The organism is Rhodococcus wratislaviensis (genome assembly GCF_900455735.1).
In the GTDB taxonomy this organism is placed as follows: Bacteria; Actinomycetota; Actinomycetes; order Mycobacteriales; family Mycobacteriaceae; genus Rhodococcus_F; species Rhodococcus_F wratislaviensis.
In genome coordinates, this window is record NZ_UAUI01000022.1 from 388,094 (window position 1) to 411,101 (window position 23,008).

The following is a 23,008-nucleotide window of genomic DNA, read 5'->3' on the forward strand; positions in this document are numbered from 1 at the left end:
GGAACATGGCAGACTCCCTGGACGTGGTGTGGTCGCCACACCATACGTCCGGACCCACCACCAGGGTCAACGGTTACACACACGACGGATTTTATGTCTGGACCGCACGTAGGATATCGGCATGCCCACTGCGACGCTGGTCGACGAATTCGAGTCCCACCGGCCGCATCTGCTCTCCGTGGCGTATCGGCTGACGGGAAGTGTCAGCGATGCGGAGGACGCCGTGCAGGAGTCGTGGCTGCGACTCGACGACGCGAAGGCCGCGAACATCCGCGACCTCCGGCCGTGGCTCACGACGGTGGTCGGGCGGATCTGCCTCGACCGGTTGCGGTCGGCGGCGGTGCGGAGGGAACAGTATGTCGGCCAATGGCTTCCGGAACCCATCGTCACCGGACTGTCGCCGTCGGCCGAGCCGGACCCGCTGGAAGCGGTCGTCCGGGACGAGGACAACCGCCTCGCCGCGCTGATCGTGCTCGACACGCTCACCCCTGCGCAACGGGTCGCGTTCGTGCTGCACGACGGTTTCGGGGTCCCGTTCGACGAGGTGGCCGGGATTCTCGGCATCGAGACGCCCGCGGCGCGTCAGCTCGCGTCGCGGGCCCGCAAGGCCGCTGCCGCAACCACACCCGCCGTTCCCGACGACGAGCATGCCGTCGCCGTGCAGCGACTGCTCGAGGCACTCGCCGCCGGCGACCTCGACGCGGTGATCGCGGCGCTGCACCCGGACGCCCTCGTCATCGGCGACGCCAACGGCACCACGAGCACCGCCGTCAACGTCATCCACGGCGCGGACAAATTCGCCCGCTTCTTCCTCGGCCTCATCAAGCGGTACGGGCCGGCGGTGTTCACCGTCATGCAGCCGGTCCTGGTCAACGGCCAATTGGGCTTCTTCAGTGCCGCACTCACCGGCGACGATGCCCACCGCAGCTCGCCGCCGCGAGTGGGTGGGTTCACCGTCCGGGACGGACTCGTCTACGCGGCGTACGACATCGCCAATCCGGAGAAGTTCGGCGGAATCAGGATCCCGGACCTTCCTTCGTGACCGCGGCGTCGTCGGCCCACGGCACCCGGCACGAGTCGGTGCCGAAACCCTGCTCCGTGATGCCCAGCGCCGAGTACATCCGGGCGCGCATGTTCTCGATACCGATCTGATAGGACAGTTCTACGACACCGGCCCGGCCGAACCGGCGCTCGAGGTCCGCCACCTGTTCGTCGGTGACCGTGGTGGGCGTCGCCGTCATCGCGTCGGCGTATGCGATGGCCGCGCGCTCGTCCTCGCTGTACGCGGGCGAGTCGGCGTAGTCGGCGATGTGCTGGAGCCGCTCCACGTCCAGGCCGTCGAGGCGTTGCAGCATCGTGCCGAAGTCCACGCACCACGAACAGCCGATCGTCCACGCCACGCGGTAGACGGCGATCTCCCGCACGTTCGCGGGAAGCACGGTCGACGCCTTCTGCACCGCCAGCTCGTGCCGGGCCGACGCGACGAACAGTTTGCGGTGATGGGCGAGCACGGTGAACGGCTCGGGGACCTCGTCGAACTTGTGGGCAGCATATTTGTAGGCGACCTTCACCAGCGGGCTCGCGTCCGCCGGGGCCACTGCGGGAATGCGGGGCATTGCGTCCTCCATCGTCACCGGGCGCCCTTCGCGCGCCGTCTACAGAGAAGACGAGACAGCCCTGCAGAACGTGACGCGGCCGTGTGCAACCCTCGCCGTCACACCGACTACGCTGCAGTAATGCCCGCAACGCCGCGCAACCGCACCGTCCAGCGCTTGCAGCCGTTCGCGTCCACCATCTTTGCCGAGATGACCGCGCTCGCCGTGCGCCACGACGCCATCAACCTCGGTCAGGGTTTCCCCGACACCGACGGTCCCGCGTCCATGCTCGACACCGCGCGCCGAGCCATCGCGGACGGGCTCAACCAGTACCCGCCCGGCCCCGGCATGCCCGTGCTCCGGCACGCGGTCGCGGCCGACCGGCTGGCCCGGTACGGGCTCGACCACGATCCCGACTCGGAGGTGCTGGTCACCGTCGGCGCCACCGAGGCCATCAGCGCCGCCATCCTGGGTCTGGTCGAACCGGGTGAGGAAGTGGTGCTGATCGAGCCGTACTACGATTCCTACGCCGCGTCGGTCGCGCTGGCGGGAGCGGTGCGGCGCAGCGTGCCGCTCGCCCGCTCGGGCACGAAGTTCGTCGTCGACCTCGACGCTCTGCGGGCCGCGATCACCCCGAAGACCCGGATGCTGGTGATCAACACCCCGCACAATCCGACGGGCACCGTGTTCACCCCGGAGGAGATCGCCGCCGTCGCGGAACTGGCCTGCGAGCACGACCTGCTGGTTCTCAGCGACGAGGTGTACGAACACCTGGTCTTCGACGGCCGAACGCACACCGCCCTGGCCACTCTCCCGGGAATGTACGAACGCACCGTCTCGGTGTCGAGCGCCGCCAAGACATTCAATGTCACCGGGTGGAAGATCGGCTGGGCGTGCGGTCCGGCGGAACTGATCGACGCCGTCCGGACCGCGAAGCAGTACATGTCCTTCGTGGGCGGCGGACCGTTCCAGCCCGCGGTGGCACATGCGCTGAGCCACGAGCAGCAGTGGGTGAAGGAACTGCGGGACAGTCTCCAGGCCAAGCGGGACGTGCTGTACGACGCGCTCGTCGCGTCCGGTCTGGAGGTCCATTCTGGTGGCGGCACGTACTACCTGTGCGCCGACATCACCACGATCGGCGAACACGACGGCATCGACTTCTGCCGCAGGCTCCCGGAGCGCATCGGCGTGGCCGCGGTGCCGGTCAGTGTGTTCACCGACCATCCGCAGCCGTGGAACCCGCTGGTGCGGTTCGCGTTCTGCAAGCAGGATCACGTGCTCGAGGAAGCTGCGCGGCGGCTCCGGACCCTCGGGGAGCCCGGATCGTGACTGTCCGCACGATCCCCGCCGACTTCGTGCGGCGGTCGCTCGAACTGTCGGCGCGCAGTGGGGTCGATCTCTCCCCCGCGCTGTCGGCGGCGGGAATCACGGCGGCGTCGCTCGAGGACCCGCTGGCCCGGTTGACGCCGACCCAGGTCACCGCGTTCACCCAGGCGGTCTGGCAGATCACGGGCGACGAATTGTTCGGCCTCGGGCCGGCCCCCGTCCCCCGCGGCACGTTCCGGCTCGTCTGCCTCGCCCTGATCCACACCGCGGATCTGTCCGCCGCCCTCGAGCGGATGGCCGACATCCTGCGCGCCCTGCCGTCACTTCCCGCCCTGCACATCGGCCCCGGTGTCAACGGCGGCACCCGGATGACCATCGACATCCGCCCGGCCGCGGCCGAACGGTCCACCGAGGACGTGCAGTCGTCGCTCGAGGCGACGCGGGTGACCACCGACTTCCTGCTGATCCTGCTTCATCGTTTCGCGGCGTGGCTCGTGGGCAAGAGGGTCCGGTTGCTGGCGGTGGAACTGCCGTATCCGGCGCCGCTGCCGCAGCTCGCCGAGAACTACGATCACATCTTCGGCGTTCCGGTGACATTCGATTCCGATATTCCCGCAATCGAATTCGACAACGCGGTGATGCGGGCGCCCATCATCCAGACCGAGGAGACGCTCGAGGACTATCTCCGGGAGTCACCGACGCTGCTGATGTCGGAGCGTGACTACGACAGCACGGCGTCGGCGCAGGTGCGCCGCGTCCTCGAGCTCGGCATGAAAGGCAGGACCTCGACAGCCGAGGACATTGCGGAGATGCTGTCGATCAGCGTCCCCCACCTGCGCCGCCTGCTCCGGCAGGACGGGACGTCGCTGAACCAGCTGCGGGAGGAAGTGCTCCGGGACGCCGCCGTCGCCGGGCTCCGGCGCGGCGAGACGGTGGAGGACCTGTCGGCGCGGCTCGGCTTCTCCGAGCCCAGCGCGTTCCGTCGCGCCTTCAAACGATGGACCGGCAGCACCCCGAGCTCCTACCGCGGGGCATGACAGCGCGTCAGCTGACGCAGAATTCGTTGCCCTCCGGGTCAGCCATCGTGACCCACTCGCTCGGTCCCTGGCGGCCCCGGTGGAGCACGGTGGCGCCGGCCTGCTCCAGCTTCTCGGCCACCTCGTAGCGGGCGTCCCCGACCCGGATGTCCAGGTGGAGCCGGTTCTTCACCGTCTTCCGTTCGGGAACCAGCTGGAACAGCACGCGGGGGCGCTCCGGGTGTTCCGGATCGCGGATGGCCTGGCCCTCCCGCCAAACCAGGACACCCTCGAACTCGATGGTGTCGGACTCCTGTGCGTGGCCGGCCTGGACGAGCCCGCGGATGAACTCCTCGTTGCTCGGCTCGACCTCCCAGCCGAGCGTCTGGGCCCACCATTTGGCCAGGGTATGCGGGTTCTCCGAGTCCACTGTGACTTGAAATTCATATCCCATGGCCCGACGGTACAGCGGGGCACCGACAGGTCCCGGTGAGCCGGGCCCGGGACCGGCCGGTGTCAGGGTTTGACGAGGATCCGGATGGGATCTCCCTCGTGGTTCGCGAGCTTCTCGATGCCCTTCGCGACGTCTTCGAGCGGGATGATCTCGCTGATCGACCGCGACAGGTCGAGGCGGCCACGGGACACCAGTTCGGCGAGGGTTTCGATGTCCACGTTCTTGTAGCCGAGGTGGCCGAGCACCTGCTTCTGGGACAGACCGAACTGCGCGGTGGTCCCCACCGAGGCCTCCTGCGCACTCAGCGTCTACGTAGATCTCATACTGTCTGCCACTTGCGTGGCGGGCGCGGGAGATGGACGTGTGTCACGGCTACCCGCATCACCGTGAGGTGGTACGGGTTCGACCGTGTCCCACACCGACGCTTCGGGTGCAGGAACATATCTGTTCGGAGTCACCCCCACCCGCGGTGTCACGGTGGGCAGGCTGTGCCGGACCCGACGATGCCGCGGCCGACGCGGTGTCGGACCGGTTTTGTCGCAGCACCGGCGCACCGGCGCGTGCTTGGCGACCCGGATCGCGGGCAGCTGCCCCCGCCGCCGGGTGACCGTGGTTCTACCGAGCAGGGCGCGTTTGGCCAGGTTCACCCCGGCGACGTGGTCGCGGTTGCCGCCGACCCGGCAGCCCGAACACCACGCACTGTGGTATCCGCCGGGGCGCGAAAGGGGTTCGTCGCACCCCGGACACCGTGCGGAGGATCCGCGGGCCGGCACCGAGACCACCGCGATGCCGACCTCTGCGGCGGTGTGGGCGAGGGCGGTAACGGCGTGGCGGCGGGCGGACTGCGCGGCCCGATTGTTGTTGACCCGTCCGTGCCCGCGAGTCTCGAGGGTGGTCAGGTCCTCCACCGCGATCACCTGCGCGCCCGCCGCGGTGGCATAGTCGGTGACCTGGCGGGCGAAATGGAACGCCAACTCCCGGTTGATCTTCCCCCGCTTGATACCCACCGCGGTGCGGTGGGCGTCGAGGACGGCGATCTTCTCCTCCAGCTGGGTGCGGACCTCGGGTGGTGCGGTCGCGGCCAGTCGCGTCAGCCGGGCGGCCTTGCGGTGCAGCATCTGGCCTTCAGTCTGTAGGCGCGCCAGTTTGGTCCCGAGGCCGCGGTCGTCGTAGGTGACGCCCCGGTAATCGGAGACCAGCCCCTCCGGGCCCTCTGCTGCGGTGACGGCGGCACCGAGCGTGGACGGGGACCAATCCACCCCCACCGCGACGGTGGCCGATCCCAGGTCACAGTCGGGGACGAGTTCGGTCGCCGCGCACCGTAACAGCAGACCTCGGTGGTCGAGGACCAGGGTCGGGAGATGCCAGACGCTGATCGGCCGCCCGTGCAGGTGCACGGGGATGGTGGCGGTCAACCGGACTCGTCGCCACTGCGCGCGTCCTGTCGGGGCTGCCGTGGTGGGGAGTTTGACGGTCAATGTCATGACGGCGTCGGTGACGGTGATGTGTGCGAGTTGTCGATCCGCTGCGGACAGCCGGGCCATCGCGCTCGTCTGCGGGGGTCCCTGCATGTCGGTGATCCGCAACCGCGTCGAGGGAGCCCCGTCGGTCCGGCGGGCGCGCGCGGTGAACTGCCGCACCACGCCCCGGGCGAAACCCAATGGCACCCAGTCGCCCGGTTCGGTCGGCGGCGCCAGAGTGCCCGTGGCCGGGTCGAACCGCTCAGACAGTGCCGCGATCGCGGTGTCCCGGTAGGCCAGCGTCCGAAGGGACGCCATCACCTGCGCGGTCACCACCCGGGTCACCCGTGAGGGCACGTACACCCCGTCCGGGTAGTGCGGGGTCCAGCCCAGCCGCGCAGCAGCGACATGGCCCTGCATCGGGAGCTTGCGGCCCTGACGGTCCACGCCGGCGGCGAGGACATCGAAGGTGGCCGGTTGCCACAGCCGCGACAGCATGTGCGCTTCGGCGCCCCAGATCAGGTCGAGCAGCCACCCCACCCGGGTGTCGACGTCGTCGAGTCCGATCGGCTCACCGGTCGCGTCGTCGACCGCCACATGGGCGCGGGTGGTGAACGAGAACTGTCGCAGCGCAGGCAATCCGGCATCGGCCATCAGGGAGCCCACCTCGACGCCATGATCGTCTCCCATCAGCTCCCCCACCCGAGACCGTGTCCCCATCCTCACCGACGGTCTCGACCCTAACGCCGACCACCGACACGTCACGCTCGATCCACGCCACCCCGAAACCCGCGCCACCGATCCCGCCACCACGCGCACCACCGCAAACCGGCGGGTGGCTGCATCGCCACGCATCCGATTCACACCCGCTCGAGCCTCTCCCGAAGACCGGAACCACGATCCTGGTAGGCCCGGTAGACGGTGCCGGTGGCACGCTCACGCAATATCACATCCTGATCGGCGAGCGAGGGTTCCAGGCCGGTCGAGCCGGACACCCGGCAATACAACTGCTTCCGCCCTGTCGGCCCGAACACTCTCCGGTGCAGATCGACCCAGATTGACGTCGCTATCCTCCCGATCGAAAACTCGCCGACCGGAACCTGTCGCCGGGACGGTAACCGGTCCTCCGACGCGGCCCTCTAGACCCCTCTAGACCCCCACCACGGACATGCTCAGGTTGCCGCCGCCTCGCCGATGCGCATGAACCGACAGTGATAGGAAGTATTAGCCACTACGTCAACAGTTGAGAGCCCGACCGCGACGAGCCGGCCACCGACCGTCAGGCAGTCGAGTGCCTGCTCGAACGTCACCTTCAGTCCGGTCGCGTCGAACGCGACGTCCAGCATCCGGCCGTCCGTCGCCTCGGCGACCTTCTCCTTCAGGTTTTCGTCCCGGGAGTCGAACGCGTAATCGGCCCCGAGTTCCAGGGCGCGTTCCCGCACAGCGGGATTGATGTCGAACGCGATCACGGGGACGGCGCCGACCAGACGTGCCAGCTGCACGATGTGGGTGCCGACTCCGCCCACGCCCCACACGCCGACGGTCTCCCCGACCACCACCTTGCCGGTGCGCACGACCGCACCGAACGGCGTCGACACCGCGTCGACACCGCGTCGGCGAGGATCGCCGCCTGCTCGAACGGGACGTTGTCCGGGATGCGGGTCAGTCCCCCGGCCTGCGCCACCGTGTACTCGGCCCACGCGCCGTCGTAGGCGAACGCCATGAGCTGGATGTTCAGGCAGTTCGTGAGGTCCCCGCGGCGACAGTTGCGGCACACGAAGCAGGGCCTGCCCGCGGACGGTACGACGCGGTCCCCCTCGGACCAGTCGGTCACGCCGGCACCGACTTTCGCGATGGTGCCCGACGCCTCGTGCCCCTGGGTCACCTCGGGCAGCAGCGCCGGAAACGTGCCGTCGATCAGACTCAGGTCGGAATGGCAGATGCCGCAGAACTCCACTTTGACGAGCACTTCACCGGGACCGGGTTCCGGAATCGGAACATCCTCCACGGCAATAGTTTTCGTGTCGGCATGGAATCGCTGCGCCCGCATCGTCTCGGCCATCTCTCACCCCTTCGTCGTCGTCGCCTCCGACGGCACCCGCGAAACATGCCCATGTGTGCATGATTCAGACCACTGGGCAACTGCCGATTCAGACCGTCGCGGGCCGCGTCCGGTCGAGGGCGAGGTGAACGGCGAGACCGCCGAGGACGCTTCCCATCACGAGCTTCTGCGCACGCAGCCACACCGGCCGTCCGGACAGGAACGTCGCGACAGTTCCTGCGACGCAGACGATCAGCGCGTTCACGGTGAGCGCGACCACGATCTGGACACTGCCGAGCAGCAGGCTCTGCAACCACACGGGCCCGGCGCCGAGGTGGACGAACTGCGGGATCAGCGCCAGGTACATCACCGCGATCTTCGGATTGAGCAGGTTGGTCGTGAGACCCATCAGGAACAGCCGGGTGGACGAATCCCGGGGCAGCGCCCGGGCGGGCGCGAACGGTGTGTGCCCGCCGGGACGCAACGCCTGCCACGCCAGCCAGCCCAGGTAGCACGCGCCCGCCAGCTTCAGCGCGGTGTACGCCTGCGGGACGGCGGAGAACACCGCCGAAATACCCAGTGTCGCAGCTGCCAGATAGCACAGGAATCCGAGAGCGACACCGGCCAGCGAGACCAGTCCCGCCGCCCTGCCCTGAGTGATGCTGCGCGAGACCAGGTACACCATGTTGGGCCCCGGTGTGAGAACCATGCCGAGGGCGATCGCCGCCACTCCGAGTACCGCCGCCGAATCGATCATGTCCGTGACGATCCCACCGCGGCGACGCGCCGTCGCGGTCCAGTCCAGCCTCGGTGGACCTGTGTCCGGGTTGCATTCGTCGACGACCAGTGGGAACGTCGGAAGAGTAAAGCGTTGTCCAATCCGAAAGGGTGAAACACGAGTTATGCGTACGGCCGTAGCCGACAACTACCCCACGAGGGACCGCAACGAGTGCACGATGACCGTCCGTCAGGACCCGGTCACCTGGTCGGACCAGAAACGGGGTGATACCCGGACCGGTCCGCTCACCGCGAATCAGGTTGCCGACTACGACAAACGCGGATATCACTCCGCCGACGCGATCATCCCACCCCGCGACGTGTTCAATCTGGTCGACGAGATGGCCCGCCTCGCCGAGACGGACACGCTGCGCGGCGACGGCCGCGTCGTACGGGAGAACGGCGACGGCGCCGTCCGTTCCGTGTTCGACGTCCACCGTCTCAGCGACGTCGTCGACGAGATCATCCGCCGCCCCGAGGTGGTGGGTATCGCCCGGCAGATCCTCGGTTCGGACGTCTACGTCCACCAGTCGCGACTCAATTTCAAGCCCGGTTTCACCGGCGGACCGTTCTACTGGCACTCCGACTTCGAGACCTGGCACGCCGAGGACGGCATGCCCACTCCTCGCGCCGCAAGTATCTCGATCGCGCTCACCGAGAACTACGGGCACAACGGCGGGCTGATGATCATGCCCGGATCTCACCGCGCGTTCGTCTCGTGCGCCGGCGAGACCCCCGACGACTATTACAAGGAATCGCTGGTCAGCTACGTTCCCCCCACCGGGTCGCCCGATCAGCCGACGCTCACCCGGATGGCGAACGAGTACGGCATCGACATGATGACCGGACCGGCCGGGTCCGCCACCGTGTTCGATTCCAACTGCATGCACGGGTCGAACGGCAACATCACGCCGTTCGCGCGCTCCAACCTCTTCATCGTGTTCAACAGTGTCGAGAACACCCTGACGGATCCGTTTTCGGCGCCCGCGCCGCGCCCCGACTACCTCGGTAGCCGGGATTTCACCCCTTTGCGGTAACGAGCACCATGACGTACCGCGGCCCTGCTCCCTGACGTCGGAGCGGGGCCGGGGTCTGTCGATGCCGCGAAACCCGTAGCCTTCGCGGCACCCTGCATGCGACGATGGCTGGGCACGGTTCGACCGCCCGGCCGGGCGCGGCCGAACCTTCATCTCCCGGAACGGGGAATGATGTTTGCCTACATCGCGCGCACGGTCGTCGCACACCCGTGGCAGGTCATCGCCGCCTGGGTGGTCGCGGCAATAGCCGTCATTCTGTTCGCACCGAGTCTCGACGACTACACCACCGGTAACCAGCAGACGTTCCTGCCCAGTTCATTCGAGTCCTCCGAGGCGCAGGCCGTCGGCAACCAATACTTTCCCAGCCTGTCCGGCGCCACCGGCAGCCTGGTGGTGGTCCGCGCCGATGACGCCCCGCTGTCGCCGGCCGACCAGCAGACGGCACTGAATCTCGCGACCTCGCTGCAGAATTCGGCGATCCCGGGTGTGGTGAGCGTGCAGGGGTCGCCTGCGTCGCTGTCCGCCGACGGGAAGGCCGCCGCACTGCAGGTGGTGTTCGACGGACAACCCGGCGACGACCGGGTCAACGACGCCGTGCCGGTCATCCGGGGCGACGCCGAGCAGCAACTGAACGGAACCGGACTGGTGAGCGGGCTGACCGGCAACGCGGCCATTCAAGTCGACACCACCGCCGCATACGACAACGCCGACAAGGTCATCACGATTGCCACGGTGATCGTCATCCTCGCCCTGCTCGGCCTGATCTTCCGCAGCCCCGTTATCGCCGTCCTGCCGGTTCTCGTGATCGGCGTGGTGCTGTCGGTGGTCACCGGACTCACCGCCGTGCTCGCCGATCTGTTCGACTTCCAGGTCAGCACGTCACTGCAATCCATCCTCGTGGTGGTCCTCTTCGGTGTCGGCACCGACTACATCGTCTTCCTGTTGTTCCGCTATCGCGAACGCCTCCGGCAACAGGCCGCGGCAGGGTCCACCACCGACACGCATCGAGAAGCCCTCGTGTTCTCCACCGACGTCGTCGGGCGCGTCGTCGCGTCGTCGGCGCTCACGGTCATCGTCGCGTTCGCCGCACTGCTGCTGGCGAAACTCGGCTCGCTCACCACGCTCGCGCCCGGTCTGATCGTCGCCGTGGCCGTCATGCTGGTGACGGCGTTGACGCTCATCCCCGCCGTGTTCACCGTTCTGGGCCGACACCTGTTCTGGCCGCTCGGACCTGGGCACGACAGCCCCCACACACCGTTCGCCTCGATCGGCACCGCGATCGGGCGGCGCCCAGCCGTCTTCGCCATCGCGGTCGGCGTCGTGTTGATCGCGCTCGCCTCCTTCGCGTCCGGCTACAAGTCGACGTACAACACGCTGGGCGAACTTCCCTCCGACACGCCGTCACAGCAGGCATTCGACACCCTCGACCAATCCTTTCCCGCGGGCGCGCTGAGCCCGACCCAGGTGTACGTCGTGGCTCCCGGGCCGCTCGATCCGGCGTCGCTGACCCCGCTCGTCACTGCTCTCACGCAAGTGCCGGGCGTGTCCTCGGTCGCCCCGCCGCGACCGAGTCAGGACGGTCGCGCCGCGCTCGTCAACGTCGTACTCGCCGACGATCCCTATTCGAACGCGTCCCTCGACCTCGTCGAGGGCCCGATCCGCGATGCAGCTCACAATGCGGTACCCGGTTCGGAAGTCGTTGTGGGAGGGCAGACGTCCACGTTCGTCGACGTCCGCGCGCAACTCGCGGCGGATACGCGCCTCGTGTTCCCCGTCGCCGCAGTCGCGATCGCGCTGATTCTCGCCCTGCTGCTGCTCGCCGTGCTGGCCCCGCTCAACCTGCTGGTGTGCGTGGCACTCACGTTCGTCGCCACCCTCGGCGCCGTCGTGCTCCTGTTCCTGCACGGCCTCGGCTACGACGGGATCGACTTCTCCATTCCGATCGTGCTCTACCTGTTCGTCGTCGCGATCGGCACCGACTACAACATCCTGCTGGCCTCGCGACTGCGCGAGGAATTCCGCAACGGGTACACCCCGCGTGAGGCGGCGCGGATCGCCGTCTCCAACGACGCCCCCACCGTGGCCGCCGCCGGTCTGATCCTGGCGCTGACCTTCGCTTCCCTGAACCTCACCGGACTGGCCAACCTCGCCGAACTCGGCTTCGGTGTCGCGATCGGTGTCGCGATCGCCGCCTTCGCGATGGCACCGATACTGGTACCGAGCCTGTCCGCACTCGAACGTCGCGCCTTCTGGTGGCCGAGCAGGCAGAAGGCGACCATCGACACCGGCGACGACCGCGAGCCGGCGGTGCCGCGGTAACTGCCACCGTCGGCCGCGTTATGCACAGACGCACCACTTCTTTGCAGCCGCACTCCTTTCAGGGCCCGAAACAGTGCACGACCCAAGACGGGGTGCGTCTGCGCGTACCGCCTCCGGCGGCAGTCTCCGCACGAAAAATGATGAGAACATACGTTCGAATATCGGGTAGCATGGCGACATGACTTCCGCGGATGCGCGGCATGCGCTCCAGGCTTCACTGTTCGACGACGCGTCGTTCGGTGTCGAACTCGGCGAGCTCGGGCCGACGGTGCAGCGTCGCACGCTCACGGCGGGAGCGTGGGTCGACGTGCGGCCGGGGTGGCTGACCGGTTCCGACGAGCTGTTCACGACGCTCGCGGAGACGGTGCCGTGGAAAGCGGAGCGGCGCCAGATGTACGACCGGGTGGTCGACGTGCCACGCCTCGTCCGGTTCTACCCGGAAGGCGAGCCGCTCCCCGACCCGCTGCTGGTCGCGGCACGCGACGCCCTGAGCAGGTATTACCTGCCCGAGCTGGGCGAAAGGTTCGCCACCTCCGGACTCTGCTTCTACCGCGACGGTTCCGACAGCGTCGCCTGGCACGGCGACGACACCGGCCGGAGCCGCACCGAAGACACCATGGTCGCGATCCTGTCGCTCGGCGCCGCGCGTCCGCTGCTGCTGCGTCCGCGCGGCGGCGGGCACTCGATCCGGTACTCGCTCGGCCACGGTGACCTGCTGGTGATGGGTGGTTCCTGCCAGCGCACCTGGGAGCATTGCGTACCGAAGAGCACCCGCCCGCTCGGACCGCGGATCAGCGTGCAGTTCCGCACGAGAGGTGTGCGGTGATCACTTCCGGCGTGCGGCCACTGCCTGGGCGAGGCGGTCCAGCTGCGCCGCCGTCGTGTTCCAGTCGATGCACGCGTCGGTGATGGACTGGCCGTACGTGAGGTCCTCAGCCTTTCCGAGTGTGAGGTCCTGACGACCGGCTTCGATGAAGCTCTCCACCATCACACCGACGATCCCCTTCTCACCGCCCTCGAGCCGGGCCGCGATGTCGTTCAGCACGTCGACCTGCTTCTCGTGGTTCTTGCTGCTGTTGCCGTGGCTGGCATCGATGACGACCCGCTCGGGCAGACCGCCCTTGCGCAGCCGGGCGAGCGTGTCCGCCACCGTCTCCGCGTCGTAATTCGGTCCGTCGCTGCCCCCGCGGAGGATGACATGGCAGTCGGGGTTGCCGACCGTGCGGATCAGCGCGGCCTGCCCGTCGAGGTCGGTGCCGGGGAACACGTGGCTCGCCGCAGCGGCGCGGGTGCCGTCGACGGCCACCTGCACGTCGCCCTCCGTCGAGTTCTTGATCCCGACGGGCATCGACAGCGCGCTGCACAGCTGCCGGTGCACCTGGCTGGCCGCGGTGCGGGCACCGATCGCGCCGTACGTGACGAGGTCCGCGATGTACTGCGGCATGATCGGGTCGAGGAACTCGCAGCCGACCGGCAGGCCGAGCGAGGACACGTCGAGCAGCAGCTTGCGGCCCATGCGGATCCCGGTGTCGATGTCGAACGTGCCGTCCAGGTGCGGGTCGTTGAGCAGACCCTTCCAGCCGAGCGTGGTGCGCGGCTTCTCGAAGTAGACCCGCATCACGATGTGCAGGTCGTCGCGCAGTTCCTCCGCCTTCGCGGCGAGGCGGCGAGCGTAGTCCATGGCGGCGTCCGGGTCGTGCACCGAGCACGGGCCCACCACGACGAGCAGTCGATCGTCCTCGCCGTTCAGCACGTTCACCGTGTCGGCGCGGCCGGAGCGCACGGTCGCGGACGCGACGTCGTCGGGGGCGTGTTCACGGCGCACGACCGACGGCGCCACCAGCGGGCTGATGCTCACGGTGCGCTGGTCGTCCAGCCGATCACTGCTGGTGGTGGTGTCGAGAGTGACAGTCATGGGTTCGGGTTCCTGTTCTCAGGCCGGCCCTCGAAGACTGTGGAGATTCCCGCGAGCCGGTCTGTAATCCGGCTCTGGGGTGGAAGAAGTCAGCGCGTGGTTACGCCGACCGGCCCACCCGGGGCCGGCCTGCTAAACCAGAAATATGCGCGCTGCATGGCGCCCACAGTAACGGCTGCCCCCGATCGGCGCCACACCTACCCCGGCCCCCTGACATTTGTCACGGTGAGGTCGTGACGGACGTGTCGGGGTCGGCGGCCGTCCGGATCGCACGCTGAATGCATGACATCGACAGAGCTCCACACCTCCACGAGCGCCTCCGCGTCGCCGGCTCCGGCCGTCAGCCTGCGAGGCGTCCACAAGTACTTCGGTGACGTTCACGCCGTCCGAGGCCTGGACCTCGAGATCCGGCCCGGCGAGATCGTCGCGTTCCTCGGCCCCAACGGCGCCGGCAAGACCACCACCGTCGACATGGTCCTCGGACTGTCCCGCCCCACGGCCGGCGAGGTATCCGTGTTCGGCACCGATCCGCGCACCGCGATCGCGAAGGGCCTGGTCTCGGCGGTCATGCAGTCGGGCGGGCTGCTGAAGGAACTGACGGTCGAGGAGACAGTCCGGCTCACCGCGAGCCTGTTCGCCGACACGCGGCCCGTCGACGAGGTCCTCACCCGGGCCGGTATCGCCGATCTCGGAAACCGTTTGGTGGGCAGGTGTTCCGGCGGTCAGCAGCAGCGACTGCGGTTCGCGATGGCACTACTCTCCGATCCCGAGCTGCTGATCCTCGACGAGCCGACCACGGGCATGGACGTCGAGGGCAGGCGGGACTTCTGGTCGGCGATCCGCGCCGACGCGGACAGCGGCCGGACCGTCGTCTTCGCGACACACTATCTCGAGGAAGCCGACGCCTACGCCGACCGGATCGTGCTGGTGCGCAAGGGGAAAGTGGTCGCCGACGGCACCGCTGCCGAGGTGAAGGCACTGGCCGCGGGACGCACGGTGCGCGCCCACTTCCCGGGCGCCGACCGGGAACAGCTGTTCGCCGTTCCCGGCGCCGACAGCATCGAGGTTCGCGGTGACAGCGTCCTCGTCCACTCGACGGACACCGACGCCGTAGCCCGCCACCTCCTCACACAGACACCTGCCTGCGACCTCGAAATCGTCTCCCGAGGACTCGAAGACGCGTTCATCGCGCTCACCTCAGACTCCGGCACGGAAGGATCGAACTGATGACCACCCTCACTGCACGCCGCCGTGTTCCCCCGCTCGGCGGACTCAACACCACCCTCCTCGGACTCGAACTGCGCCGGCTGCTGCGCAATCGGCGCACGATGATCATCACTCTCGTCATGCCGGTCGTCTTCTTCCTCATCTTCGGCCTGAACCCGAGCTACTCGAGCGAGAGCGCGGGCAACGGGAATGTCTCGGCGTACGTGATGATCAGTATGGCGCTGTACGGCGCGATGATCGCGACGACGAGCGGCGGGGCGATGGTGTCGGTGGAACGGGCGTCGGGATGGAGCCGGCAGTTGCGGCTCACCCCCTTGTCACCCGGGGTGTACATCTTCGTCAAGGTGCTCGTCGCGATGATGCTCGGGCTCGGGGCCGTCGGCGTCGTCTATCTGGTGGGCGCGTTCACGTCCGTCCAGATGGACACGTCCCTGTGGTTCACGACGGCCCTGATCACCTGGCTCGGATCCGCGGTGTTCGCCGCGTTCGGCCTGTTCATGGGGTACCTGCTGCCGAGCGAGAACGTCATGCAGATCCTCGGCCCCGGGCTCGCCGTGCTCGGCTTCGCGGGCGGCCTGTTCATGCCGCTGCAGGACGGTTCGGTGTGGGCGTCGATCGCGCAGTTCATGCCCACGTACGGGCTGAGTCAACTGGTGCACGCACCGCTCACCGGCGATGCGATGCAGTGGACGTGGCTCCTGAACGTCGCGCTGTGGCTGGCGATCTTCGTCGGCGGTGCGGCGTGGCGCTTCCAGCGCGACACCGAGCGAGTGTGACGGCGGTATCGTGACTGCCGTGACCACCCCCGACGGCCCCGTCGTGACCAGGAGATGGGGCCGTTTCGGATTCATTTTCGCCGCCGCCTGGACCGTCTTCCTGTTCCAGCCGTTCCTCGACGGGTGGGCCGCCCGCGATCAGGTCCGGGGCTGGATCGGGATGATCGCCACGCTGGCCTTCGCGGTGACGTACCTCGCGATGTTCCGGTGGGCGCATACCCGGCGCGCGCACAACGAGTTTCGGCCACCACTGAACCAGGCGGTACCACTCGTGGTGGCGTTGTTCGGGCTCGCAGCCGTCATGGTGGTCGCCGTCGGGTCGTCGGGGCTGTCCGCCGCCGTCTTCCTCGCCGTCTCCGCGGTCATGCTGTTCCCCGCGTGGCTCGGCGGGATCACCGCGCTGACCGTCGCAGTTCTCGTGGAAGTGATCTCCGCGGTGATGGGCTGGGGGTCGGGCACCGGGCTCTCGCTGGGCGTGTGCGCGGCCGCATTCGCGATGTTCGGGGTGACCAAGCTGATCAACCGCAACATCGAACTGGTCCGGGAACGGGAAGCGAGCGAACGACTCGCCGTGCAGGAGGAACGCACCCGGATGGCCCGCGACCTCCACGACATCCTCGGGCACTCCCTCACCGTCATCACCGTCAAGGCCGAACTCGTGGGCCGGCTCCTCGACATCGACATCGACCGGGCCCGCACGGAAGTAGCGGACCTGGAACGCCTTTCCCGCGACGCGCTCGCAGACGTCCGGCAGGCCGTGCAGGGAATCCGGGGGCTGTCGCTTCCGGTGGAGATCGCCCGGGCCGGGGAAGCGTTGCGGTCGGCGGGAATCGAGGCCGAGCTGCCCAACAGCACAGAGTCGGTACCCACCGGCCTGCGCGAGTTGTTCGCGTGGACGGTCCGCGAGGGTGTCACGAACGTAGTCCGGCACAGCGGCGCGACGCACTGCTCCGTCACGGTGGGCGAACGCGAGGTCACCGTCGTCGACGACGGATCCGGCTGCAGTGAATCCGTGTACGGGAACGGGTTGGTGGGCCTTCGGGAGCGCGCCGCCGCCGCCGGAGCCCGGGTCGTCATCACCCACCCGCAACCGGGCGGATTCTCGTTGCACGTGCTGAAGGAAGAGGTCCCGTGACGATCCGGCTGCTGCTCGCCGACGATCAGGCACTCGTCCGCGGTGCCCTCGCCGCCCTCCTCGACCTGGAGGCGGACCTGACGGTCGTCGCGGAGGTCGGGCGCGGCGACGAGGTCGTCGCGGCGGCGCGCGAGCACTCCCCCGACGTCGCGCTCCTCGACGTCGAAATGCCCGGCCTGGACGGGATCGCCGCGGCAGCGGCATTGCGGGCCGAGATGCCGCAGACCCGCGTCCTGATCGTGACGACGTTCGGCCGTCCCGGCTACCTGCGCAAGGCATTGCAGGCCGGTGCGTCGGGGTTCGTCGTGAAGGACACCCCGGCCCGGCAACTCGCCGACGCCGTCCGGCGCGTCCATGCCGGACTGCGCGTCGTCGACCCGGCTCTGGCCGCCGACAGTCTCGTCAGCGGGGAATCGCCGCTCACCGACCGGGAGACCGACGTGCTGCGGGCGGCGCGGGACGGTGCGCCGGTCGCCTCGATCGCGGCCGCGCTGTTCCTGTCCGCAGGTACCGTGCGCAACCACCTGTCCTCGGCGATCGGCAAGACCGGCGCCAGCACCCGCGCCGAGGCCGTCCGCGCCGCGGAGTCGAACGGCTGGCTGTAGGCGCTTCGCGCCCGTGAGTGCTTGACGAGTCCAGGGACCCCTTAACCGCGCACGGGCCGAAGGCCTATGCTGGCCTTGCAGCTGGTTCGCCCGGCACGGTCGTGAGGAGCCCCGAAGACCGCACCTGGCGTCGAAGCACGTCGGACTCCCCGGAGTTCGCGCGTGTGAGAGGGAACCCGGTGAAAATCCGGGACTGTCCCGCAGCGGTGAGCAGGAACGACCGCCGTCACCACGCACTGGGCAACCGCCTGGGAAGCGACGGCCACTAGGTCCGGTGTGATGTCACACCGGCTGCCTGCGAGTCCGAAGACCTGCCGACTGTGTCGGGCACGCCGTGCCCGACGGTTACCGCCTCGTGGATTGGGCGTGTAGACCTTCTCGCGCTGCAGCACGTCCCTGGGCTCGAGAGGTGTACCCGTTTGCCGGCGGTAGCCGTACCGCGTACGCAACTGGAGATACCGTGACATTTTCTTTCACCGCGACCGTGCTGGGCTCACCTCGCATCGGTCCGAATCGCGAACTGAAGAAGGCCGTCGAGTCGTACTGGGCCGGTCGCCTCGACGCCGAAGGGCTCGACGCTCTCGCCCGGGATCTGCGACGCCAGACCTGGACGAGCCTGCGCGACACCGGCCTCGACTCCGTGCCGGTCAATACGTTCTCGTACTACGACCATGTGCTGGACACCGCGGCGATGCTCGGCGCCCTGCCCGACCGGGTTGCCGGCAGCGACCTCGACCGGTATTTCGCCGCCGCCCGCGGCAACGACGCGGTCGCCCCGCTCGAGATGACCAAGTGGTTCGACACCAACTACCACTATCTGGTGCCGGAGATCTCCCCGACGACGACGTTCGCCCTCGACCCGTCGAAGGTGCTCCGCGAACTCGAAGAGGCACGCGCCCTGGGTATTCCGGCCCGCCCGGTGGTGGTGGGACCGGTCACGTTCCTGCTGCTGTCGAAGGCCGTCGGCTCGGACGCACCCCTCCTCGACCGCCTCGACGAACTCGTCCCGCTGTATGCGGACCTGCTCGGTCAGCTCGCCGACGCGGGCGCCGAGTGGGTGCAGATCGACGAGCCTGCGCTCGTCGCCGACCGCACACCGGAGGAGATCGCGGCGGCCAAGCGGGTCTACGACCGGTTGTCCGCGCTGGAGTCGCGACCGGCGATCCTCGTCGCGTCCTACTTCGGCAGCCTCGGCGACGCACTCCCCGCGATCGCATCGACCGGTGTCGAGGGGATCGCGATCGATCTGGTCGCCGGATCCGACACTCTCGCCACGGTTCCCGATCTGACCCGCAAGCACGTCGTCGCCGGCGTCGTCGACGGACGCAACATCTGGCGCACCGACCTGGACGCGGCACTGGCTTCGCTCGGCACACTGCTGGGAAGTACCGGTTCGCTCGCCGTGTCGACGTCGTGCTCGCTGCTGCACGTCCCGTACACGCTCGACGCGGAGACCGGCCTCGACAAGGCGCTTCGGTCGTGGCTGGCGTTCGGCACCGAGAAGGTCCGCGAGGTCGTCACGCTCGGCACCGCACTGACCAGCGGTCGCGAGTCCGTCGAGGACGAGTTCGCGCTCGCCCGCGCGGCAGCGTCCACTCGCAGCACGGACCCGCGTCTGCACGACGCCACGGTCCGTGCCCGGCTGGACGCGCTCACCGCGGCCGATCCGGGGCGCAGTCCCGCGGCGGAACGTCGGGAAGCCCAGTCGGCGCTGTCGCTTCCGGTGCTGCCGACCACCACGATCGGCTCCTACCCGCAGACGACGCAGATCCGCGTCGCACGCGCGGCGCGGCGCAAGGGTGAGATCGACGAGGCCGAGTACCTGAACCGGATGCGCGCCGAGGTCGCCGATGTGGTTGCGCTGCAGGAGAAGCTGGACCTCGACGTGCTGGTGCACGGCGAACCGGAACGCAACGACATGGTGCAGTACTTCGCCGAACAGTTGGACGGGTTCTTCGCGACGGACAACGGCTGGGTGCAGTCGTACGGCAGCCGCTGCGTCCGCCCGCCGATCCTGTACGGCGACGTGCGGCGCAGCACCCCGATGACCGTCGAATGGATCACGTACGCGCAGTCGCTCACGCAGCGTCCGATGAAGGGAATGCTGACCGGTCCGGTGACGATCCTGGCGTGGTCGTTCGTGCGCGACGACCAGCCGCTGGCCGACTCGGCCAATCAGGTGGCGCTGGCGATCCGCGACGAAACGGTGGACCTGCAGGGTGCGGGCATCCGGATCGTCCAGGTGGACGAGCCCGCGCTGCGCGAACTGCTGCCGCTGCGGGCCGCGGATCAGCCGGCCTACCTCGACTGGTCGGTCGGGGCGTTCCGTCTCGCGACGTCGGGTGTCTCGGACTCGACGCAGATCCACACCCACCTCTGCTATTCGGAGTTCGGTGAGGTCATCGAGGCCATCGCGAGGCTCGACGCCGACGTCACCTCCATCGAGGCTGCGCGCTCGCACATGGAGGTCCTCGACGACCTCAACGCCGTCGGCTTCGATCTCGGCGTCGGCCCGGGCGTGTACGACATCCACTCGCCGCGGGTGCCCGGTGTCGAGGAGATCGCGGCGTCGTTGCGGGAGGCGCTGAAGGCGGTGTCGGTGGAACGGCTGTGGGTCAACCCCGACTGCGGCCTGAAGACCCGTGGCCCCGCCGAGGTCGAAGCGTCGCTGCGCAACCTCGTCGACGCGGCGAAGCTGGTCCGCGCGGAGCTGTAGGCGGCTCCGCCGCCCGTGAGTGGTTGAGGAGTCCCTGGACTCGTCAACCACTCACGGGGCCGAAGGCCCTGGTCTGCGACGGATTCTCACCGAACCGGCGCCGGTAGGCCGCCGCGAAGAGGCCGAGGTTGACGTACCCCCACGCGCCGGCGATCGAGGCGACGGTCGCACCCGGCGATGCGGTGAGCAGTTCCTCCCGGATGCCCTGAAGCCGCTGCTCACGCACGTACTCGGCCGGGGTGGTGTCCAGGTATTTCCGGAACGACCCGGACAGGGTGCGGACGCTGACACCCACCGCGTCGGCGATGTCGGAGGAGGTCGGCAGTTCGCGGGCGTACTCCCGGATGTACTGGACGGCGTGCCGCACATAGCCGGGCGCCGCCGGACCGGTGGACCTGTCCGGGTCCACTCCGGCGCGAGCCGCCCATTCGGTGAGCAGGTGACCGACGAGCAACTCCTGCAGGTTGAGCCCGATGCGCCCCTCGGTGGCGTGTCCCGGTAGCTCTCCCGTCGTCCGCATCGCGTACCCGAGGAGCGCCTGCCAGCCGGATCCACCGCCCCCGATGAAGCATTTGCGTTGCCAGAGAACATCTCCGGGGTCGAATCCCCACCACCGCACAGCCGTGTCGGCGAGCAACGTGTGGGGAACGGTGAGATTGAGCTGGACGTGGTCGGGAGAGAACTCGACGAGGTAGTCGACGCGACTGCAGTCGGCGACGAACGTGTCACCCGACGGCGTGTCCGCGGTGGCGTCGTGGTCGAGGTGGTGCCGGGCGTTGCCCCGAATGGTCGTGAGAACGAGCGCGTTTCCGGCGTCGGACGAGAAGTCGCCGACCGAGACGGGGATTCCGTAGGAGAACCGGGTGACCGTGATGTCGCCGATCTTCGTGGAGTACATGCTCGATCGGGGTGACAGTCCGACACCGAGCGGACGCACGACGTAGGGCATGTACATGCGGTCGGACCAGAGCTGGATCTCACTCCAGTCCTCCGACGTCCTGCGCTCGGCGGCCGGCGGCCGTCCCACCGCAAACGGATCCAGCGCGACCATGCGTCGAGTATCCCACCCACACGGGGCCGGAGGCCCATTGCTTATATCGTGAGTGTGTGCTCATAATATGGGTGTACCTGTGACACCAGTCACTGCCCCGCCTCCTCGATAAGGACGCGCACATGTCAGACGTAGCAATCCTGATCAACACCACGGTCGCCGTTGCGGCGGTCGTTCTGATGATCGTGCGTTTCAAGTTCAACCCAGTGGTGTCACTGGTCGTCGGATCCGCCTACCTCGGACTCACGACGGGACTCGGCACGGCCGAAACGGTGGAAGTCATCAGCACCGGTTTCGGCGACATCATGGCCGAAGTGGGACTCCTGATCGCCTTCGGCGTCCTGATGGGCGCCATGTTGAAAGAAATGGGCGCGATCCAGCGCCTGGTCGGAACGCTTCTGCGGGTGTTCGGGCCGAAACGAATGCCCTATGCGATGTCGCTGACGATCGCGACGTTGCTGCAGTCCATCTTCCTCGACGTCCTGCTCGTCATCTCGGCGCCGCTCGCCCGCAACCTCGCACCGAAGGTCGGCCGGGTCGGGACCGCACGCATGGCCACCGCCCTCGCCATCGGCCTGGAGTGCGGCATCGTCCTCATGGTTCCCGGTGTCGGCGCCCTCGCCCTCGCCGGACTTCTCGGTGTGCCGCTCGGCAAGATGCTGATCTTCGGGCTGATCCTGGTGATCCCGACCGTCGCGATATCGGTCGCGATCATGTCGTTCCTGTTCACCCGCGGTTGGTGGAACCCGGAGAAGGACGAGGAGCACTTCCATCAGACGGTCGTCGACGACGAAGAGGACGAGTGGACCGACGGCGGCAGCGGCGGGACCACCCCTCGGCCCGATGTCGGCGGTGGCGTCGCCCAGGCGCAACGCGCCGCGACCGTCACCACCGAGCGGACCGAACACGACCGTCCGCTGATCCTGCTCCTCGCTCCGCTGCTCGTCTCGCTCCTTCTCATCGCGACCGGCGCGATCCTGGACATCGCCGAGATCAGTAATCCGGTCGTCTCGTTCGTGTCGGAACCCCTCATCGCGTTGCTGATCGGACTGATCGGCACCAGCTTCGTCGGACGGTTCAGCGTCGGCCAGCACCGCATCCAGAAGGCGATCGCCAGTGGTTTCAGCGAGAGCGGCCAGATCCTCATCCTCACCGGCGTCGGCGGGTCACTCGCCGCGACCATCGCCGCGGTCGGCCTCGGCGACATCCTCGGCAAGTACTTCACCGCCAATCACGCGGCTCCGCTGCTGATGGTCTGGGTGGTCGCCGCCGTCCTGCACATCGCTGTCGGCTCGGTGACCATCTCCGCCATCACCGCCGCGGGCATCCTCGCACCCATCGCGCCCACCCTCGGCCTCGACCCCGTCCTCATCGCCCTCGCGGCCGGCGCCGGCTCCCTGTTCGCGGTGCATGTCACCAGCAACACGTTCTGGCTGCTGCAGTCCTTGATGGGTCAGACCACACGAGGCACGCTGAAGACGTGTTCGGTGGGAGTATCGGTGGCATCGGTCGTCGCAATACTGCTCGTCCTGCCCATGAGCCTCGTTCTCTGAGCGTC

Annotated in this window: 19 protein-coding genes, 2 pseudogenes and 1 riboswitch; of the genes and pseudogenes, 12 read left to right on the top strand and 9 right to left on the bottom strand. The window is 68.3% G+C overall.

What is annotated here, in order from left to right:
* Positions 1-121 precede the first annotated feature (121 nt).
* On the top strand, positions 122-1,042 hold the full coding sequence (locus DTA22_RS24305) for a sigma-70 family RNA polymerase sigma factor (RefSeq protein WP_112301168.1): 921 nt from the start codon (positions 122-124) through the stop codon (positions 1,040-1,042).
* Here DTA22_RS24305 and DTA22_RS24310 read toward each other — a convergent pair.
* Positions 1,017-1,616 carry a carboxymuconolactone decarboxylase family protein gene (locus tag DTA22_RS24310; RefSeq protein WP_112301169.1) on the bottom strand — a complete coding sequence of 200 codons (600 nt, stop codon included), beginning with the start codon at positions 1,614-1,616 and terminating at the stop codon, positions 1,017-1,019. The genes DTA22_RS24305 and DTA22_RS24310 overlap by 26 nt on opposite strands.
* A gap of 120 nt (positions 1,617-1,736) precedes the next feature.
* Between DTA22_RS24310 and DTA22_RS24315 the strand changes: the two genes are divergently transcribed.
* Together DTA22_RS24315 and DTA22_RS24320 are read left to right on the top strand one after the other, a co-directional pair.
* On the top strand, positions 1,737-2,924 hold the full coding sequence (locus tag DTA22_RS24315) for a pyridoxal phosphate-dependent aminotransferase (RefSeq protein ID WP_112301170.1): 1,188 nt from the start codon (positions 1,737-1,739) through the stop codon (positions 2,922-2,924).
* Positions 2,921-3,958: an AraC family transcriptional regulator gene (locus tag DTA22_RS24320; RefSeq protein ID WP_112301171.1), complete on the top strand. Its 1,038-nt coding sequence runs from the start codon at positions 2,921-2,923 to the stop codon at positions 3,956-3,958. Before DTA22_RS24315 ends, DTA22_RS24320 begins: the two co-directional genes overlap by 4 nt.
* Before the next feature lie 7 nt (positions 3,959-3,965).
* On the opposite strand, the gene DTA22_RS24325 is transcribed toward DTA22_RS24320, so the two are convergent.
* The 6 genes and pseudogenes from DTA22_RS24325 to DTA22_RS24350 all read right to left on the bottom strand — a co-directional run bounded on the left by DTA22_RS24325 (position 3,966) and on the right by DTA22_RS24350 (position 8,649).
* Complete coding sequence (locus DTA22_RS24325; RefSeq protein WP_037234622.1) at positions 3,966-4,391, bottom strand: VOC family protein; 426 nt, start codon at positions 4,389-4,391, stop codon at positions 3,966-3,968.
* 62 nt (positions 4,392-4,453) lie between these two features.
* Positions 4,454-4,696: pseudogene (locus DTA22_RS24330) on the bottom strand (zinc-binding dehydrogenase); the annotation flags it as partial.
* 3 nt (positions 4,697-4,699) lie between these two features.
* A complete protein-coding gene (locus DTA22_RS24335) occupies positions 4,700-6,505 on the bottom strand; it encodes a zinc ribbon domain-containing protein (protein ID WP_112301352.1) in 1,806 nt (601 codons plus the stop codon).
* 206 nt (positions 6,506-6,711) lie between these two features.
* A complete protein-coding gene (locus DTA22_RS36865; RefSeq protein ID WP_255309515.1) occupies positions 6,712-6,846 on the bottom strand; it encodes a hypothetical protein in 135 nt (44 codons plus the stop codon).
* A 249-nt stretch (positions 6,847-7,095) separates the two neighbouring features.
* Positions 7,096-7,913: pseudogene (locus DTA22_RS24345) on the bottom strand (zinc-binding dehydrogenase); the annotation flags it as partial.
* Between the two features lie 88 nt (positions 7,914-8,001).
* Entirely contained in the window at positions 8,002-8,649 is a 648-nt protein-coding gene (locus DTA22_RS24350; RefSeq protein ID WP_112301172.1) for a LysE family translocator, read from the bottom strand.
* A gap of 145 nt (positions 8,650-8,794) precedes the next feature.
* On the opposite strand from DTA22_RS24350, the gene thpD reads away from it, so the two are divergent.
* The 3 genes from thpD to DTA22_RS24365 all read left to right on the top strand — a co-directional run bounded on the left by thpD (position 8,795) and on the right by DTA22_RS24365 (position 12,851).
* A complete protein-coding gene (gene thpD / locus DTA22_RS24355) occupies positions 8,795-9,706 on the top strand; it encodes an ectoine hydroxylase (RefSeq protein WP_037234630.1) in 912 nt (303 codons plus the stop codon).
* Between the two features lie 168 nt (positions 9,707-9,874).
* On the top strand, positions 9,875-12,025 hold the full coding sequence (locus DTA22_RS24360; protein ID WP_112301173.1) for an MMPL family transporter: 2,151 nt from the start codon (positions 9,875-9,877) through the stop codon (positions 12,023-12,025).
* Positions 12,026-12,203: 178 nt separating this feature from the next.
* Positions 12,204-12,851: an alpha-ketoglutarate-dependent dioxygenase AlkB gene (locus tag DTA22_RS24365; RefSeq protein ID WP_112301174.1), complete on the top strand. Its 648-nt coding sequence runs from the start codon at positions 12,204-12,206 to the stop codon at positions 12,849-12,851.
* Here the strand turns inward: DTA22_RS24365 and DTA22_RS24370 are convergent, their stop codons facing one another.
* Entirely contained in the window at positions 12,852-13,940 is a 1,089-nt protein-coding gene (locus tag DTA22_RS24370; protein WP_037234639.1) for a 3-deoxy-7-phosphoheptulonate synthase, read from the bottom strand.
* Positions 13,941-14,222: 282 nt separating this feature from the next.
* On the opposite strand from DTA22_RS24370, the gene DTA22_RS24375 reads away from it, so the two are divergent.
* The 5 genes from DTA22_RS24375 (at position 14,223) to metE (ending at position 20,399) form a co-directional block, all read left to right on the top strand.
* Positions 14,223-15,167 (top strand): ABC transporter ATP-binding protein, encoded by a 945-nt coding sequence (locus DTA22_RS24375; protein ID WP_112301175.1) that lies wholly within the window; start codon positions 14,223-14,225, stop codon positions 15,165-15,167.
* The gene (locus tag DTA22_RS24380) at positions 15,167-15,943 is read left to right on the top strand and encodes an ABC transporter permease (protein WP_112301176.1); all 777 of its coding nucleotides are present in this window, start codon (positions 15,167-15,169) and stop codon (positions 15,941-15,943) included. The genes DTA22_RS24375 and DTA22_RS24380 overlap by 1 nt, the downstream gene beginning before the upstream one ends.
* 19 nt (positions 15,944-15,962) lie before the next feature.
* Positions 15,963-17,078, top strand: a complete 1,116-nt coding sequence (locus DTA22_RS24385) for a sensor histidine kinase (protein ID WP_245973360.1) — start codon at positions 15,963-15,965, stop codon at positions 17,076-17,078.
* A complete protein-coding gene (locus DTA22_RS24390) occupies positions 17,075-17,683 on the top strand; it encodes a response regulator transcription factor (protein WP_061043544.1) in 609 nt (202 codons plus the stop codon). Before DTA22_RS24385 ends, DTA22_RS24390 begins: the two co-directional genes overlap by 4 nt.
* Before the next feature lie 120 nt (positions 17,684-17,803).
* Positions 17,804-18,016: riboswitch (cobalamin riboswitch) on the top strand.
* A gap of 127 nt (positions 18,017-18,143) precedes the next feature.
* Positions 18,144-20,399 carry a 5-methyltetrahydropteroyltriglutamate--homocysteine S-methyltransferase gene (gene metE / locus DTA22_RS24395; RefSeq protein ID WP_112301178.1) on the top strand — a complete coding sequence of 752 codons (2,256 nt, stop codon included), beginning with the start codon at positions 18,144-18,146 and terminating at the stop codon, positions 20,397-20,399.
* Between the two features lie 43 nt (positions 20,400-20,442).
* Here the strand turns inward: metE and DTA22_RS24400 are convergent, their stop codons facing one another.
* Positions 20,443-21,450, bottom strand: coding sequence for an AraC family transcriptional regulator (locus tag DTA22_RS24400; protein WP_112301179.1), 1,008 nt, complete (start codon positions 21,448-21,450; stop codon positions 20,443-20,445).
* Positions 21,451-21,572: 122 nt separating this feature from the next.
* On the opposite strand from DTA22_RS24400, the gene DTA22_RS24405 reads away from it, so the two are divergent.
* Positions 21,573-23,003 (top strand): GntP family permease, encoded by a 1,431-nt coding sequence (locus DTA22_RS24405; protein ID WP_112301180.1) that lies wholly within the window; start codon positions 21,573-21,575, stop codon positions 23,001-23,003.
* Positions 23,004-23,008 lie beyond the last annotated feature (5 nt).